This is a genomic window from Eikenella sp. HMSC071B05, from assembly GCF_001811325.1.
Classification (GTDB): domain Bacteria; phylum Pseudomonadota; class Gammaproteobacteria; order Burkholderiales; family Neisseriaceae; genus Eikenella; species Eikenella corrodens.
This window is the reverse complement of sequence record NZ_KV804539.1, coordinates 282,897-297,942: the sequence shown is the minus strand read 5'-3', so window position 1 is coordinate 297,942 and position 15,046 is coordinate 282,897. Positions and strand designations below refer to the sequence as shown.

The window sequence follows — 15,046 nt, the reverse complement described above, 5'->3', positions numbered from 1 at the left end:
GGCCTGTTTCATCCCCGCCGGCTGCAATAAAAAGGCTACCTGAAAACTTTCAAGTAGCCTTTCTTGCGCCAACTATTTCAACTTAGCTGATTTACCCAATAAGCCAACCGATTAAATCGGCCGGGTATTTCTTTCCAGCCATTCCCTGGCCGCGCCTTGGGTGCGTGGGGCGAGTTTTTCGCGCACGAGGGCGTGGTAGTCATTCAGCCATTGGATTTCGTCTTCGGTCATCAGGCTGCGGTCGATGAGTTTGGTGTCGATCGGGCAGAAGGTGATCGGTTCCATGCACAAATAGCTGCCGAACTGGGTTTCTTCTGGGTTTTTCACTTTGCGGGTAACCAGCAGGTTTTCAATGCGGATGCCCCATTTGCCCGGACGGTAGAGGCCGGGCTCGTCTGAGGTGAGCATACCGGCTTTCATCACGTTTTGGCCGTTCACGGGCTTGAAGTAGGAAATAATCTGCGGGCCTTGGTGCACGTTGAGGAAGTAGCCCACACCGTGGCCGGTGCCGTGGTTGTAGTCGCGCATGGTGCGCCACATGGGGGCGCGGGTAATCACGTCGAGCAGCACGCCGCTGAGGTTTTCGGGGAAGATGGCCTGTTCGAGGGCGATGTGGGCTTTGAGCACGAGGGTGTAGTCGCGTTGTTGCTCGGGGGTGGGCTCGCCCACGCACACCATGCGGGTGATGTCGGTGGTGCCGTTGTGGTAGTGCGCGCCGGAGTCCACTAAGAGCAGGCCTTGGCCTTCGATATAGCTGAATTTCTCCTTGGTGGCGATGTAGTGCGGCAAGGAGCCGTTGGCGTTGAAACCGGCATGGGTGCCGAAGCAGAGGCCGACGAAGTTGGGCTGTTGCTGGCGGTGTTTGAGCTGCATATCGTCAATATCTAGCTCGCTGATGCGTTCGCCGGCAGCCAGTTTTTGCTCGAGTTCGGCAAAGAAGCCGCACAAAGCCACGCCGTCTTGCACCATGGCTTCGATGTTGTGCTCGATTTCGGCATCGCTCTTGCAGGCTTTGAATTCGGTGCTGGGGTTGAGGCCTTCAATCAGTTTTACGCCGGCGGGCAGGTTGCCGAGAGTGGATACGGCGGTGCGATCGGGGTTGATGAGGAGGCTACCTGAAAGTTTGGCCACGGCTTTGCCCACGTCGGCATAAGGGGCAACGGCCACATGGGCATCGGCCAATACTTTTTTGCTGTCGGCATCGAGCTTGGCCTCGTCCACAAACAGGGTGGCTTCTTTGCTGCTAATCAGCAGATAAGATAGGAAAATCGGGTCGTATGGCACGTCGCTGCCGCGCAGGTTGGTAATCCAAGCGATATCGTCCAGGCCGGATACCAGATGGTGGTCGGCACCGGCTGCCTGCATGGCTTGGCGGATGCGTTCGATTTTCTGGGCAGTGCTTTCGGGCACAAACTGGGCTTTCTGGGCGAATACGGGTTTATCGGATGCGTCGGGGCGGTCGGTCCAGATGTCGTCCAGCAAATCGATGTCGTGGCGCAGGCTGATTCCTGCTTTGCCCAGCTGGCTTTCCAAATAGTGTTTTTCGCTCAGCGACAATACATCGGGGGCAATGCCGACCACGGCACCGGATTTCAGGTTTTTAATCAGGGAATCCACATGGGGCGTACCGGTAACGAGTTTGCCCAGTACGGTGCCGGTGCCAGCTAGGCAGTCTTCTGCGTGCTCCCAATAGCGGCCGTCCACCCACAATTCGGAAATATCGGTGGTGGTAATCAGCGTGCCGGCGGTGCCGCCGAAGCCGGTAAGCCAGTAGCGGCCTTCCCAGCGGGCTGGCAGATATTCGGAAAGATGCGGGTCGGCGGTGGGGATAATCCAGGCGTCGATGTTTTTTGCTTTCATGGCGGTGCGCAAGGCAGCCAAGCGTTGGGCATAAGATGCGGTCATTTCAATTACTCCTTGTATAATCTGTATTTTTTCAATTTTCCACTGCAACAGTAGGCGCAGCTAACCCGCCGGCCTGCAATCGGGTGCAATCGGATACGGGCGGGAATGCGGAAACTTAAGTTTGAATCAGTTGAATGAGCGTCGCCCCGTAGAAACTTCGCTCCATGATGCTTTCGCTATGTTGAAGTGGCGTTTTCAGGTAGCCTCACTTGGGAGGCTGTTGAGGCTACCTGAAAACGCTAGGCTTTAATCTACGTCGTGCAACAGTTTGTTGAGTTTCGGCAACAGCAGCAGCAGCACTACGAAGGAGCCGATACTTAGGCTGGCCAAAATTATGAAGTATTGCGTGGCGGCATCGTCTGAATACAGCTTGTCGCCCAGCACCCCGCCCAGCGTAAAGCCGAGGGAAAGGGTGAGGAAGTTGAACGCAACCATTTGGGTTTTAAACGCTTTGGGCGCAACTTTGGTGGCAAACGAGAGAGAAATCGGCGAGAGCAGCAGCTCGGAGACGGTAATCACCAGCAACAGCAGCATCAAGACGAAAATCGGCATCGGCGTACCAGAGGAAAGGAAGGGCACAAAGCCTAAGTAGCCCAAGCCCAACACCAGCATAGCCAAAGTGAATTTCATTTGGGATGTGGGCTGGCGTTTGCCCATTTTGGTCCACAGGGCGGCCATCGCACTGGCCAGCACAATCACCACCAAGCTCTGATAGGTAACCAGCCAAGCCACCGGCACAGTAAAGCTGCCGAAAGTGCGCGGCACAGTTTTATCGAAATACAGGGTTACAGAACTATACACTTGGGAATAAATCGCCCAGAACACGCACATGGCAAGAAATAGCGGCACATAAGCAATGATATGGCGTTTGTCGGCCTCGGTGGCCTGTTTGTCCTTCATCATCATCACGAAGTAACCGATACTGATGCAGCTTACCACGCCCAGCAGAATGCTGGAGAAGTTGTCTAAGCGCAGGATATTGGCTGCAATCAGGCCGCCGACAACGGCCAAGATAGCCACGCCCATACCGATGGCTTTACCACGCTGCTCTTTGGGCAGCGGGTTAGGCAGCGGCAAATCCGGCAGTTTGCTCTTACCTTTGATAAAAAGCGTCAAACCAATGGCAATACCCACCACCGCACCGGCAAATGCCATGCGGAAACCCATATTGGATTGCAGGTAGCCCGCCACTAGCGAGCCGCAGAAACTACCGATATTGATACCAGTGTAGAAAATGGAGAAACCGGCATCGCGCAGATTGCGGGTGGATTCGTCTTCATACAGCGAGCCCACCAAGGTACTACAGGCGGATTTCACACCACCACTGCCCAAGGCAATAAACGGCAGGCCGGCCAAGCTGCCCACACCGGAAATCATCACCAGCAGGATATGCCCCACCAGCATGGTGGCAACCGCAAAGAATAAAGTATTTTTAGGCCCGATCACGCGGTCGGCCAACCAACCGCCGATAATGGTGGAAAGATAGATACTGCCGTTATAGGCACCCACAATGCCCACAGCCAGCGCCTCCGGCATAGCCAAGCCGCCTTCACTCAATTGATGAGACAAATAAATTACTAGAATGGCCTGCATGCTGTAGAACGAGAACCGTTCCCACAGCTCAACTTGGAACAATGTTCCCAGCTGATGCGGATGGCCGAAGAATTTTTTCTCGGTCGACGTATTCATGTTAACGCCCTTACATTACTTATATTAATCAATACAGCAACATCCATCCAAATCATCTGTGCGGCACGGGGCTTTTGGCCATACTACTCCGGCACATCAAAACATCTTTATTGCAAACCAACCCCATGCTTCACACAACAACCTTGCAAATTGTTGCCGTTTCGGGAATCTGCCCGAAGGCAGATTCCCGGGTCGCGCTTAAACACAAAGCTAGCTGATACATTAGTCCACATCGTGCAACAGACGTTTGAGCATAGGCATCATTACGAACAGTACTACGGCAGAACCGATACCCATACCGGCCAGCATGATGTAGTAGCTGGTGGCCGTCTCGGCAGTATAGAGTTTGTCACCCAACACACCGCCCAAGGTAAAGCCCAAAGACAAGCTTAGGAAGTTGAACGATACCATCTGGGTTTTAAACGCCTCAGGTGCAACTTTAGTGGCGAAGGAGAGGGAAATCGGCGAGAGCAGCAGCTCGGCCACGGTCAGCAACACCAGTACCACCATCAACACGAAGATGGGCATCGGCGTACCGGTAGACAGGAAGGGGATGAAAGCCAGATAGCCTACACCAGCCACCAATGCGGCCAAGGCGAATTTCATCTGGGATGAAGGTTGGCGTTTACCCATTTTGGTCCACAAAGCAGCCATGGCACTGGCCAGTACGATAACGCTCAAGCTCTGGAAAGTAACCAACCAAGCAATCGGCACTTCGAAATCACCGAACTTACGCGGCACGGTTTCTTCAAAATACACAGTTACCACGCTATACATCTGCAAATACATCGCCCAGAACAGGCACATCACCACGAACAGGGGAACATAGGCAATCAAGTGGCGTTTATCGGCCTCGGTGGAGTTTTTGTCGCCGAACATCACGAAGAAGTAGCCAACACTGATCACGCACACCAAGCCCAACATCACGCTGGAGAAGTTGGTCAGATTCACCAAACCTGAGCCGATTGCACCGCCAATCACAGCCAAAATAGCCGCCACGATACCAACCACTTTGCCGCGTTGATCTTTAGGCAGAGGATTAGGAATCGGCGTTTCCGGTAATTTGCTGCGGCCTTGCAACAGGGTAATCAAGCAGAGCACCATACCCCCCATGGCAGCGGCAAAAGCCACACGGAAACCGTATTTAGGCTGTAAATAACCTACCAGCAGCGTACCAATAAAGATACCTACGTTGATGGCAGTATAGAAAATAGAGAACCCAGCATCGCGCAGCTCACGTTCGGATTCATCTTCATAGAGCGAACCCACCATGGCGCTGGCCGTGGCTTTGAAACTACCGCTACCCAAAGAGATGAATGGCAAGCCAACCAAGCTGGCATAGCCGGGCAGCAATACGAGGAGGACGGTACCACCAAGCATCACAACGGTGGCCAACAGCAGGGTATTTTTGGTGCCAAGCACACGGTCGGCCAGCCAACCGCCCACGATGGTGGTCAAATAAATACTACCACCGTACACACCCACAAGGCCTGCGGCAAGCGATTGCTCCATGCCCAAGCCACCGCCTTGGGTAGCCTTGTAATACAGATAAATCATCAAGAGAGATTGCCCGCCGTAGAAAGCAAAGCGCTCCCACATCTCGATATAGAACAGCGTACCCAGCTGTCGCGGGTGGCCGAAGAATCTTTTTTCGGTCGACGTAGTCATCATAGCGTCCTCTTTAATAGGGTTCACTTGAAAATCCGGCCAACCCGCCGAGTTACCTGGCGTTACAGCACTGAAACATTTGCCTTACAACATGAAAATGCCAGTGTCGGTATTCGTTGAATCGGCCATACTCTGTACAACGGCCACTTGCCGTTGCCGTTACAGTACCGCCGTCGGGTGATAAAGCTGCCGCCGAGCGGCACATGTTTTGACATCCCAGTTGGGGCAATACAGCACAATTGCTGCATCAACCGGGAAAATTTGTTAATGCAATCTTAATATTCGCAATAATATTCGTCAAGAAACATTAACTTTTTTCGTTGATGCAAGTCAAAAATGCCACAAGAACCGACATATCATGGTTGACGGCGTGCAAATAACCAGACCGAACATGAAAGATTTCTTTTATTAAATTATGTATTTACATTAACCATATTTATATACAAATCTTCCACAGACTGTCTTGGCAGCACACGCCATTTTTGAAAACTTCTGTAAACACGAAATGATAATAACCTAAAGCCATGCTAACAAAATAAATCTAATCTTGTACTTCCAATGTGTTCACCGCCAACAATATGAACTTGATTGCTACATTTTGGGTTTTCATGCCGTTAGATGGTTATCTACTTTTCAGGTAGCCTTTCTCTTGAAAAGCCGACCGTTTGCCTGATATGTATGCCACCTATCCACACCATAAGAGGAAAACCAACTATGATCAGCACCATCATCATTGGCTTCATCATCGGTATTTTGGCTAAATTCCTGTATCCGGGCGGGCAACGCTTGGGCATCATCATGACCACGCTGCTCGGCATCGGTGGCTCAGTGTTGGCCAGCTGGGTTGGGCAAACGATGGGCTGGTATGCCATCGGGCAGCCCGCAGGCTGGATTGCCTCCACGCTGGGTGCCATGGGTATTTTGGCTATCTTTGCAAGCCTGCGGAAATAAGGTTTCTGTCTCACCAAACAAACGAAAGCAGCCTCAACCGATAGCGGTTGGTAGGCTGCTTTTTTTGTGTTGGTGTGGTGCAGTAACTGTATTTGAGACCTATAGTGTTCACTCAACCCGAGAATTAAAAGCTCACCTCCTTATTTTGATTTAAATTTGATTTATCTATTTGCTCAATAAAAGGCTACCTGAAAAATATTGCTCATTTTCAGGTAGCCTTTCGCTTCTTTGCTGCTTTAGCCTTTCGGGGCGGGCGGTTCGATTTGCTCTTTCCAGCCGCATTCTTTCTGCGGGCAGACCTTTTCCACGCCCCAGCGCTTGGTGGTTTTGATGGTGAGCACCGGCCAGTGGCATTTCGGGCATTCTTCGGCCACGGGCGGGTTCCAGGTGGCGTAGTCGCAGTCGGGGTAGGTGTTGCAGCTGTAGAACAATTTGCCGTAGCGTGACTTGCGCTCGATCAGGCTGCCTTTGCCGCATTTGGGGCAGGCCACGCCGGTGTCTTTGGGTTTTTCCAAGGGCTCGATGTGTTTGCACTTGGGATAGTTGGCGCAGCCGATGAATTTGCCGAAACGGCCTTTTTTATACACCAGCTGGCCGCCGCATTTGGGACATTCGCGCCCTTCTACGATGGTGGGCTCTTCGGCGGCCTTGGCGGCTTCTTCGGCGGTTTCGTTGAGATTACGGGTGTAGTCGCAATCGGGGTAGCCGGAGCAGGCGATGAAGCGGCCGCGTTTGCCGAATTTGATTTGCAGCTTGTGCTGGCCGCATTTGGGGCAGGTTTCGTCCAACTCTTCGGTGGTGATCTTGGCGCGCTCGATGCCGGCTTTTTCCTCAATCTGTTTGTGGAAGCCTTTCCAGAATTTGTCCATCACGGGAATCCACTGCCGCTTGCCGTTGGCAATGTCGTCGAGCTGGTCTTCGAGCTTGGCGGTGAAATCGTAGTCCACGTATTGGGTGAAATGTTCGGTGAGGAATTTGTTCACGATTTCGCCGGTATCGGTGGGCAGGAAGCGGCGCTGGTCGATGGTTACGTATTCGCGGTCTTTCAGGGTTTTGATGATGCTGGCGTAGGTGGAGGGGCGGCCGATGCCGAACTCCTCCAAAGCCTTCACCAGCGTGGCCTCGTTGAAGCGGGGCGGGGGCTGGGTGAAGTGCTGCTCGCCGTAGAGCTTGTCCACAGGCAGGGCGTCGCCCACAGCCAATTCGGGCAGTTTTTTGTTGTCTTCATCCTCGTCGTCGTCATCGTGCCCTTCCTGATACACACTCAGGAAGCCGGCAAATACCAGTACTTGGCCGGTGGCGCGGAACACGCCTTCGCCCACGCCGATATCCACGGTGGTGGCATCGAATTTGGCTTCCACCATCTGGCAGGCCATGGTGCGCTGCCAAATCATTTGGTAGAGCTTGAATTGGTCGGCGGAAAGGAAGGGCTTCACGCTTTCAGGTGTGCGGTACACCGACGTGGGGCGGATGGCTTCGTGCGCCTCTTGGGCGTTTTTGGATTTGGTGCGGTACATGCGCGGCGATTTAGGCAGGAAATCGGCGCCGATTTTGTTGTCGATGTAGTGGCGGATTTCAGCTATCGCGTCTTGCGACAGGGTTACGCTGTCGGTACGCATATAGGTAATCAGGCCGACCGAGCCTTGGCCTACGTCCACGCCTTCAAACAGCTGCTGGGCAGTGCGCATGGTGCGGTCGGTGGTGAAGCCGAGCTTGCGCACGGCATCTTGCTGCATGGTGGAGGTGGTGTAGGGCGCGGCAGGCTTGCGGGTGGCTTTTTTCTTCACCACATCGAGCACTTGCGCCGGTTTGCCCTGCATGGCGGCCAACACGGCGGCCTGGGCGGCTTCGTTGGGCAGGGAGAACTGCTCCAGTTTGCTGCCCTGCCATTGGGTGAGCTTGGCGGCAAATTTTTGGCGGCCTTTGTGGCTGTCGAGGTGCACGCTCCAGTATTCCTGCGTTTCAAAGGCACGGATTTCGTTTTCGCGCTCGCAAATCAGGCGCAGGGCCGGGCTTTGCACGCGGCCGGCGCTCAGGCCGCGCCGGATTTTTTTCCACAACAGCGGGGAGAGGTTGAAGCCGACCAGGTAATCCAAGGCGCGGCGCGCCTGTTGTGCGTCCACCAAGCCCATATCGAGCTTGCGCGGCTGCTTAAGGGCTTCCTGCACGCCTTTTTTGGTGACTTCGTGGAACACCACACGCAGGGTGCGCTCGTCCAGATTTTTGATGCCGCGTTTGGTTTTGAGGATTTCGTAGATATGCCAGGAAATGGCTTCGCCTTCGCGGTCCGGGTCGGTGGCCAGATAGAGGGTGTCGGCTTCTTTGGCGGCGGCCACGATGGCGTCGATGTGCTTTTTGCTCTTGGCCGGCACTTCGTATTTCATGGCGAAATCTTGCTCGGGATCGACAGCGCCGTTTTTCGGCACCAAATCGCGCACGTGGCCGAAGGAGGCTAACACTTCAAAATCGCTGCCCAGGTATTTTTTAATAGATTTGATTTTGTTGGGAGATTCCACAATCAGCAGGTTTTTCGACATAGTTTCCTCGCATAATACTTTTGTTTTTGGCCACACTGCAGCTGAAGAAATATAGTGCTTTAGCTGATAAAAGCAAGCTTTCAGGTAGCCTTAATCCATCTTGGTGCAAGCGCGGCGTATTCAATCAAAGGCTACCTGAAAACCTTCATTTTTCAGGTAGCCTTTATAGATTAAAGAGCAGCGGCCTTTCTCAATTCATCACCGCCTGGCCGTGCAGCAGGGCATTGACCAAATCATCGCTGATGAGCATCGGCAGCTCGGATTTGTCTGCCCACAACACCAAGAGTGACAGCACTTTTACATGCGCATCGGTGAGCGGTTCGTCCGCCTTGTCTGCCAGGTGCATCAGCGCCAGCAGCACAAATTCCCGCTGCTCCACAGAGAGCGCGCCATTTTGCACCAAAAAGTGCAGTAAACCCAAAGCCTCGGGCGGCAAGGCGGCCAGCTCTTCGGGCAGATACACGCGCATTGCCTGCTCTTCGCGAAAATTGCGGTGTAGCGAGCGGCTGCGTTCTTGGAGCACGTTCATAAATAATAGCGTATCACGAATTTCCTCATCCTGGAAACCCACCTGCTCCAAGAGGCTGCCCAAGGTCTCGCTGGGCGGGCAGGTATCGAAGTCTTGGAAGTTGTTTATCAGAAAGGCAATTACATCAATCATTTGGTATTCCTATTTGGAGCAATACGTTGGTAACGGCCGCCGGAGAGCGGGGCAATTTGGCCGTTGATTTCTAATAAAGTCAGTTCGGCATACACATCGGCAGCGGGCAGTTTGAGCAGCTCGGCCAAGCTGTCGGGGTGTATCGCGTCGTAGCCCATGGCTTGCAGCAGCGGTGAAGTTTCCGTTTCAGTTGATGCCGGTGTGGCATCGGCCAAGGCTGGCTGTTCGCTTGGGAGCGATTTGGTTTGGCGATGTTCGACATCTGCGTTTTTGCTTTGCAGAAACTCACTACGTTCGTTTTTACTATGTAGAAACTCACTACGCTCGTTTTGGCGAAATTCACTGCGTTCGTTTTCAGGTAGCCTTTTGGTTTGGGCTGCTGTTTGGCGGTTAGTCGATGCGGTTTGCGGCAGCTGCGGGCATTCTTCCAAAATATCGGCCAGTGTTTCGGTGAGCTTCGCGCCTTGCTTAATCAGCGCGTGGCAGCCTTTGCTGTGCGGGTTGTCGATGGAGCCGGGCACGGCGAACACTTCGCGCCCCATGTCTGCCGCCAGCCGCGCGGTAATCAGCGAACCGGATTCCAAAGCAGCTTCCACCACCAGCACGGCAGAGGAGAGGGCGGCAATCAGGCGGTTGCGGCGCGGAAAGTTGCCGGCCAACGGACGCGTGCCCAAGGGGAATTCGGAGAGCACGCAGCCTTGTTCGGCAATGCGGTGCGCCAGTGCTTTGTTGGCCACGGGATATACGCGGTCGATGCCCGTGCCCCACACCGCCACCGTGCCACCCTGCTTGCGCAACGCGCCTTCGTGGGCGGCGCTGTCGATGCCGGCGGCCATGCCGGATACGGTTACGATGCCGGCAGCGGCCAAGGCTTCGCCAAATTCACCGGCAATCCGCATCGCTTGCGGCGTAGCGTGCCGACTGCCCACGATGGCCACCGAAGGCCGGTGCAGCCATTCGGTGTTGCCGCGGGCAAACAATAAGGGCGGGGCGGTGATGCCTTCGCCCAATTGCGGCGGGAAATCTGCGTCGCAAGCCAACAATAAACGGCAGTTTGCCTGCTGCTCCCATGCCAACGCAGCTTCAGCAGCGGCTTCGGCCTCGTGGCGGCGGCTGCGCCAGGCTTCCTGCGCCGGGCGGCTGGGCAGAATGGCGCCCACTTCCTGCTCAGCCGCCCACACGGCACCGGCCGAGCCGTAGTGGCGGCAGAGTTCGTAAAACGTTTCCGCGCCGATATACGGCATCAGTGCAAGCTGTATCCAGGCTAAACGTTCTGCGGAATTTTCCATGGGTTTTACGTGTGCGGGGAATGGGGTTGAAGAAGTAGATCGGCGGCGGCCGAACGGTATCGAATAAACTTCAAGCAAGTTTCGAGCCAAGAATAGTGGATTTGGATTAATCTATTGTTTACGATTGATAATCTGTGTTTTTAAGCGCCATATGCGTGCTTGGCGGTGGGGCGGCTTGGCGTTTCGCTATATAATGCGCACTTTGCATTGCCAAGGCCGTTTGTATGTCGCTCAAAACCGTGAAGAAATCCCTGCTCGTGCCGCATTCTGCCGAGCAGATGTTCGAGCTGGTGGACAAAGCGGAGGATTATCCGCAGTTTCTGCCGTGGTACAGCCGCACCGAAATCATCGAGCGCAGCGGCAACGAATTGAAAGCACGGCTGTTTATGGACTACATGGGCGTGCGCCAATCGTTTGCCACGCACAACCGCAACATCCCCGGCCGCGAAATCCGCATGGTGTTGCTGGAGGGGCCGTTTAAAAGCCTGAACGGAACTTGGCACTTCCTGCCCTTGGGCGACGATGCCTGCAAAGTGGAATTCGAGCTGCACTACGAATTTTCCAGCCGCGTGCTCTCCGCGCTCATCAGCCCCGTGTTCAGCCACATCAGCGGCACGCTGGTGGACGCTTTTGTGAAAGAGGCAGGCCGCCGCTATGCCTAGCAATCTCCCGCTCAATATCGAAGTGGCCTATGCCGAGCCGGGCAAACAAAGCCTGCAGGCTTTTCAGGCAGCCTGCGGCACCACCGCTCGGCAGGCCGTGCTGCAATCCGCATTGGCAACCGAATTTCCGCACGTTGATTTTGCCGCCGCGCCCATCGGCATCTTCGGCAAAAAAGTGAAAGACAGCACCCCGCTGCGCACAGGCGACCGCGTGGAAGTGTATCGTGCCCTGCTCATCGACCCGAAAGAAAACCGCCGCCGCAAAGCCGCCGCCAAACAGAAAAAAGAGGCTACCTGAAAGCCCAATCAGCCTTATCCCCCCATGTCCACATCACCCTTCCAACTCAACCCCCAGCAGCTCGAAGCCGTGCATTATCTCGGCGGCCCCCTGTTTGTGCTGGCCGGCGCCGGCAGCGGCAAAACCCGCGTGATCACCGAAAAAATCGCCCACCTCATCCGCGAAGTGGGCTACGCCCCGCACAACATCGCCGCCATTACCTTCACCAACAAAGCCGCCGCCGAAATGCAAGAGCGCACCGCCGCCATGCTCGGCAGCCGCCAAACCCGCGGCCTCACCGTCTGCACCTTCCACTCTCTCGGCATGCGTCTCTTGCGCGAAGAAGCCCAACACATCGGCTACAAAAAAAACTTCTCCGTGTTCGACGGCTCCGACAGCGGCAAAATCATCGCCGAGCTGCTCGGCAGTAGCGGCCGCGACGTCGTCTTCCGCGTCCAACACAAAATCTCCCTGTGGAAAAACGACCTGCTCACCCCCGAGCAAGCCTTTCAGGTAGCCTCCAACGAATGGGAGCGCCAAACTGCCCGGCTCTACGCAGGCTATCAGGAAACCCTGCACAGCTACCAAGCCGTCGATTTCGACGACCTCATCCTCCTGCCCACCCGCCTGCTGCAAAACGAAGCCGGCATCCGAATCAAATGGCAAATGCGCCTGCTGCACCTCCTAGTGGACGAATGCCAAGACACCAACACCTGCCAATACACCCTCATGAAGCTGCTCACCGGCGCCGAAGGCCGCTTCACCGCCGTGGGCGATGACGACCAAAGCATCTACGCCTGGCGCGGCGCCAATATGGAAAACCTCCGCCTGCTCCAGCAAGACTACCCCGCCCTCAAAATCATCAAGCTCGAGCAAAACTACCGCTCCTCCGCCCGCATCCTGCGCGTGGCCAACCAAGTCATCGCCAACAACCCCAAGCTCTTCCCCAAAACCCTCTGGAGCCAATACGGCGAAGGCGAGCCCGTTCGCATCATCGCCTGCCAAAACGAACAGCACGAAGCCGAATACGCCGCCGGCAGCATCATCCGCCGGCGCAACCAAAGCGGCGGCAGCCTCAACTACGCCGACTTCGCCATCCTATACCGCAGCAACCACCAAGCCCGCCTGTTTGAAGAAGCCCTGCGCAGCGCCCACATCCCCTACCGCGTTTCCGGCGGCCAAAGCTTCTTTGAAAAAGCCGAAATCAAAGACATCCTCGCCTACCTGCGCCTGCTCGCCAACCCCGACGACGACCCCGCCTTCCTGCGCGCCGCCACCACTCCCAAACGCGGCATCGGCGATGCCACCCTCAGCAACCTCAACCACTACGCAGCCGCCGCCTCCTGCAGCCTCTACGCCGCCGCCAACACCGCCGAAGCCCTAGCCCAGCTCCCCGCTGCCGGCCGCGAAGCCCTGCGCCAGTTCACCGCCCTTATGCAAAGCTACCAAAGCCGCGCCCAAAGCGAGCCCGCCGGCAGCCTCATCCAAGAGCTCCTGGCCGACATCCGCTACGAAACCTACCTGCTCGAACACGAAGAAGGCAAAAGCGGCGAAATCAAATGGCGCAACGTGCAAGATTTATGCGCCTGGCTGGCCAAAAAAGGCGAACAAGACGGCAAAACCCTGATCGAACTCTCCCAAACCATCGCCCTGATGAACCTGCTTGACAGCCGCAGCAAAGAAGAAACCGACACCGTCACCCTCTCCACCCTGCACGCCTCCAAAGGCCTCGAATATCCCCACGTTATCCTCGCCGGCTGCGAAGAAGGTCTCTTCCCCCACGCCGACAGCGTAGAAGAAGGCAACCTCGACGAAGAACGCCGCCTCATGTATGTCGGCATCACCCGCGCCAAACACAGCCTCACCCTCACCCACTGCGTCAAACGCCGCCGCCAGGGCGGCTGGCAATTCCCCGAGCCCAGCCGCTTTATCGACGAAATGCCCCAAGCCGACCTCAAAATCCTCGGCCGCAAAGGCGGCGAACCCATCGTGAGCCACGAAGAAGGCAAAGCCAACCTGCGCAGCATGCTCGATATGCTTAATGCCAAAATGGGGCAGAACAAATAAATATAGCCGTGCCAAATAGAAAAAACCCAACGGCAGGCCAACCCTGCCTCGTTCCTATTTAGCACGGCGATAATTTTGTTTGCAATTGCTTTTCAGGTAGCCTTTTGCCTGCCGCAGCAATCCGGCAAACGCCATGTGAGGCTACCTGAAAAAGAAACTCCAGCGACATGAACGCTGGCATCACATATCATAACCAGGTCGGTAATTGGTAAGCACCTTTCCAACTATGCTGAAAGATTTTCAGGTAGCCTTAATAAACAGCCAATTCAAAACCCAGCCAAATAAGTGAAGGACAGCTTGCTTCATGCTCCCCTAGAGCTGTTCTCTTTCTTTATAATCTGTTTGATTGCAGCCAAGATTAAAATAAGGATACACACATGATAGGCTTTGTAGTTTTGTTTGCTTTATTCATTTGGGTTATCGTAACCATCTTCTCCATGATGCTGTTTCATAAGATATGCCGAAAAATTTTCCCAAACTATCGCTGGTCAGGGATTGTTGGCGTGTTTATTGGTTTTATGCTACTGATGGGAGGATGGTGTATTTATTGGGGGATAGAGTATATTCAAGTTCGCTCTTATGTAAGTGAAATGTGCAAACAGTCTGGAATAAAGATTTATATCACACCGGAAGAGTGGAAAGAAAAAATAGGAGGAGAAGAAGCTTGGAGAAATATAAGAATAATTGATAAGAGTCCACCAGATAATATTAAAGATGAAACAATAGTATTTGAGGGAGATAAGTATTCCATTTCTTGGCAATATAATGAATTAGTTTACTCATATAAAATAAATAGAGATATTCAGCATGTACATGTTACAGATTATATTTATTATGACAGGGCGAATAAGATAGCACTGTTTAAATATAGGGATGTTAGTATATCAGCGGGGAATGTTGTAAATATATTAGGTGGTTTTAAATTTTGGATTGACAATATAGATGGATGCTCAGATGTTAACTCTTTAATTAAGACAAACAGTTCATTTTTCAATATTTAAATTTTTTGGCTGTCGAAGATTAACCCTAAATTCCACACGAATCCCGCAGGGTTTTAATCTGTCGAGACGATGTGTTGAAGCTAACCGCTGATGCGATTCTGACGATCTGTAAATCTGGCTCGCACAATAAGCCCGATCTATTGGCAACAGACTTCAGGCAGAAGGCTACCTGAAACCTGCTAAGCATCCTGCCTACAACATTAGACTACCTGAAACATCAACTTCGGCGAAGTGAAAACAACCTCGTGGCTTGTGCCTGCTCCCCAGTCCACCTATATCAGGCGGAGAAATAGCTTTCAGGTAGCCTCTTCCTAGGCTTACCCGATAACAAATACACAG

General features: G+C 54.0%; 11 protein-coding genes and 1 pseudogene. 6 read left to right on the top strand and 6 right to left on the bottom strand.

Translation table 11 applies throughout. The features are described 5' to 3' along the window. Positions 1-111: 111 nt before the first annotated feature. The 3 genes from HMPREF2796_RS02310 to HMPREF2796_RS02300 all read right to left on the bottom strand — a co-directional run bounded on the left by HMPREF2796_RS02310 (position 112) and on the right by HMPREF2796_RS02300 (position 5,262). Positions 112-1,905, bottom strand: a complete 1,794-nt coding sequence (locus HMPREF2796_RS02310) for an aminopeptidase P family protein (protein WP_070630646.1) — start codon at positions 1,903-1,905, stop codon at positions 112-114. A gap of 246 nt (positions 1,906-2,151) precedes the next feature. Next, entirely contained in the window at positions 2,152-3,594 is a 1,443-nt protein-coding gene (locus tag HMPREF2796_RS02305; protein ID WP_070630644.1) for a peptide MFS transporter, read from the bottom strand. A 222-nt stretch (positions 3,595-3,816) separates the two neighbouring features. Then, positions 3,817-5,262: a peptide MFS transporter gene (locus HMPREF2796_RS02300; RefSeq protein WP_070630643.1), complete on the bottom strand. Its 1,446-nt coding sequence runs from the start codon at positions 5,260-5,262 to the stop codon at positions 3,817-3,819. A gap of 714 nt (positions 5,263-5,976) precedes the next feature. Here HMPREF2796_RS02300 and HMPREF2796_RS02295 point away from each other — a divergent pair. After that, the gene (locus HMPREF2796_RS02295) at positions 5,977-6,213 is read left to right on the top strand and encodes a GlsB/YeaQ/YmgE family stress response membrane protein (RefSeq protein WP_003824718.1); all 237 of its coding nucleotides are present in this window, start codon (positions 5,977-5,979) and stop codon (positions 6,211-6,213) included. Positions 6,214-6,449: 236 nt separating this feature from the next. Here HMPREF2796_RS02295 and topA read toward each other — a convergent pair whose 3' ends face one another. The 3 genes from topA to dprA form a co-directional block, all read right to left on the bottom strand. Further along, positions 6,450-8,750, bottom strand: coding sequence for a type I DNA topoisomerase (topA, locus tag HMPREF2796_RS02290; protein ID WP_070630641.1), 2,301 nt, complete (start codon positions 8,748-8,750; stop codon positions 6,450-6,452). Between the two features lie 190 nt (positions 8,751-8,940). Then, positions 8,941-9,411: a Smg family protein gene (locus HMPREF2796_RS02285; protein WP_070630639.1), complete on the bottom strand. Its 471-nt coding sequence runs from the start codon at positions 9,409-9,411 to the stop codon at positions 8,941-8,943. Further along, positions 9,408-10,700 (bottom strand): DNA-processing protein DprA, encoded by a 1,293-nt coding sequence (dprA, locus tag HMPREF2796_RS02280; RefSeq protein ID WP_070630637.1) that lies wholly within the window; start codon positions 10,698-10,700, stop codon positions 9,408-9,410. The genes HMPREF2796_RS02285 and dprA overlap by 4 nt, the downstream gene beginning before the upstream one ends. 224 nt (positions 10,701-10,924) lie before the next feature. Between dprA and HMPREF2796_RS02275 the strand changes: the two genes are divergently transcribed. From HMPREF2796_RS02275 to HMPREF2796_RS02260, 5 genes and pseudogenes are all read left to right on the top strand, one after another. Continuing rightward, complete coding sequence (locus HMPREF2796_RS02275) at positions 10,925-11,362, top strand: type II toxin-antitoxin system RatA family toxin (RefSeq protein WP_003824723.1); 438 nt, start codon at positions 10,925-10,927, stop codon at positions 11,360-11,362. Continuing rightward, positions 11,355-11,660, top strand: coding sequence for an RnfH family protein (locus HMPREF2796_RS02270; RefSeq protein ID WP_070630636.1), 306 nt, complete (start codon positions 11,355-11,357; stop codon positions 11,658-11,660). Before HMPREF2796_RS02275 ends, HMPREF2796_RS02270 begins: the two co-directional genes overlap by 8 nt. A gap of 24 nt (positions 11,661-11,684) precedes the next feature. Next, positions 11,685-12,428, top strand: a pseudogene (locus HMPREF2796_RS11815) (UvrD-helicase domain-containing protein); the annotation flags it as partial. Positions 12,429-12,452: 24 nt separating this feature from the next. Next, the gene (locus HMPREF2796_RS11810; RefSeq protein WP_371327459.1) at positions 12,453-13,706 is read left to right on the top strand and encodes a 3'-5' exonuclease; all 1,254 of its coding nucleotides are present in this window, start codon (positions 12,453-12,455) and stop codon (positions 13,704-13,706) included. 377 nt (positions 13,707-14,083) lie between these two features. Next, positions 14,084-14,707 carry an apurinic/apyrimidinic endonuclease family protein gene (locus HMPREF2796_RS02260; protein WP_070630632.1) on the top strand — a complete coding sequence of 208 codons (624 nt, stop codon included), beginning with the start codon at positions 14,084-14,086 and terminating at the stop codon, positions 14,705-14,707. Positions 14,708-15,046: the final 339 nt, after the last annotated feature.

What these genes read in the sequence shown, in the direction of transcription:
- HMPREF2796_RS02310 (WP_070630646.1), bottom strand. Translation starts at nt 1,905, where the DNA reads ATGACCGCATCTTATGCCCAACGCTTGGCTGCCTTGCGCACCGCCATG.
- HMPREF2796_RS02305 (WP_070630644.1), bottom strand. Translation starts at nt 3,594, where the DNA reads ATGAATACGTCGACCGAGAAAAAATTCTTCGGCCATCCGCATCAGCTG.
- HMPREF2796_RS02300 (WP_070630643.1), bottom strand. Translation starts at nt 5,262, where the DNA reads ATGACTACGTCGACCGAAAAAAGATTCTTCGGCCACCCGCGACAGCTG.
- HMPREF2796_RS02295 (WP_003824718.1), top strand. Translation starts at nt 5,977, where the DNA reads ATGATCAGCACCATCATCATTGGCTTCATCATCGGTATTTTGGCTAAA.
- topA (WP_070630641.1), bottom strand. Translation starts at nt 8,750, where the DNA reads ATGTCGAAAAACCTGCTGATTGTGGAATCTCCCAACAAAATCAAATCT.
- HMPREF2796_RS02285 (WP_070630639.1), bottom strand. Translation starts at nt 9,411, where the DNA reads ATGATTGATGTAATTGCCTTTCTGATAAACAACTTCCAAGACTTCGAT.
- dprA (WP_070630637.1), bottom strand. Translation starts at nt 10,700, where the DNA reads ATGGAAAATTCCGCAGAACGTTTAGCCTGGATACAGCTTGCACTGATG.
- HMPREF2796_RS02275 (WP_003824723.1), top strand. Translation starts at nt 10,925, where the DNA reads ATGTCGCTCAAAACCGTGAAGAAATCCCTGCTCGTGCCGCATTCTGCC.
- HMPREF2796_RS02270 (WP_070630636.1), top strand. Translation starts at nt 11,355, where the DNA reads ATGCCTAGCAATCTCCCGCTCAATATCGAAGTGGCCTATGCCGAGCCG.
- HMPREF2796_RS11810 (WP_371327459.1), top strand. Translation starts at nt 12,453, where the DNA reads ATGGAAAACCTCCGCCTGCTCCAGCAAGACTACCCCGCCCTCAAAATC.
- HMPREF2796_RS02260 (WP_070630632.1), top strand. Translation starts at nt 14,084, where the DNA reads ATGATAGGCTTTGTAGTTTTGTTTGCTTTATTCATTTGGGTTATCGTA.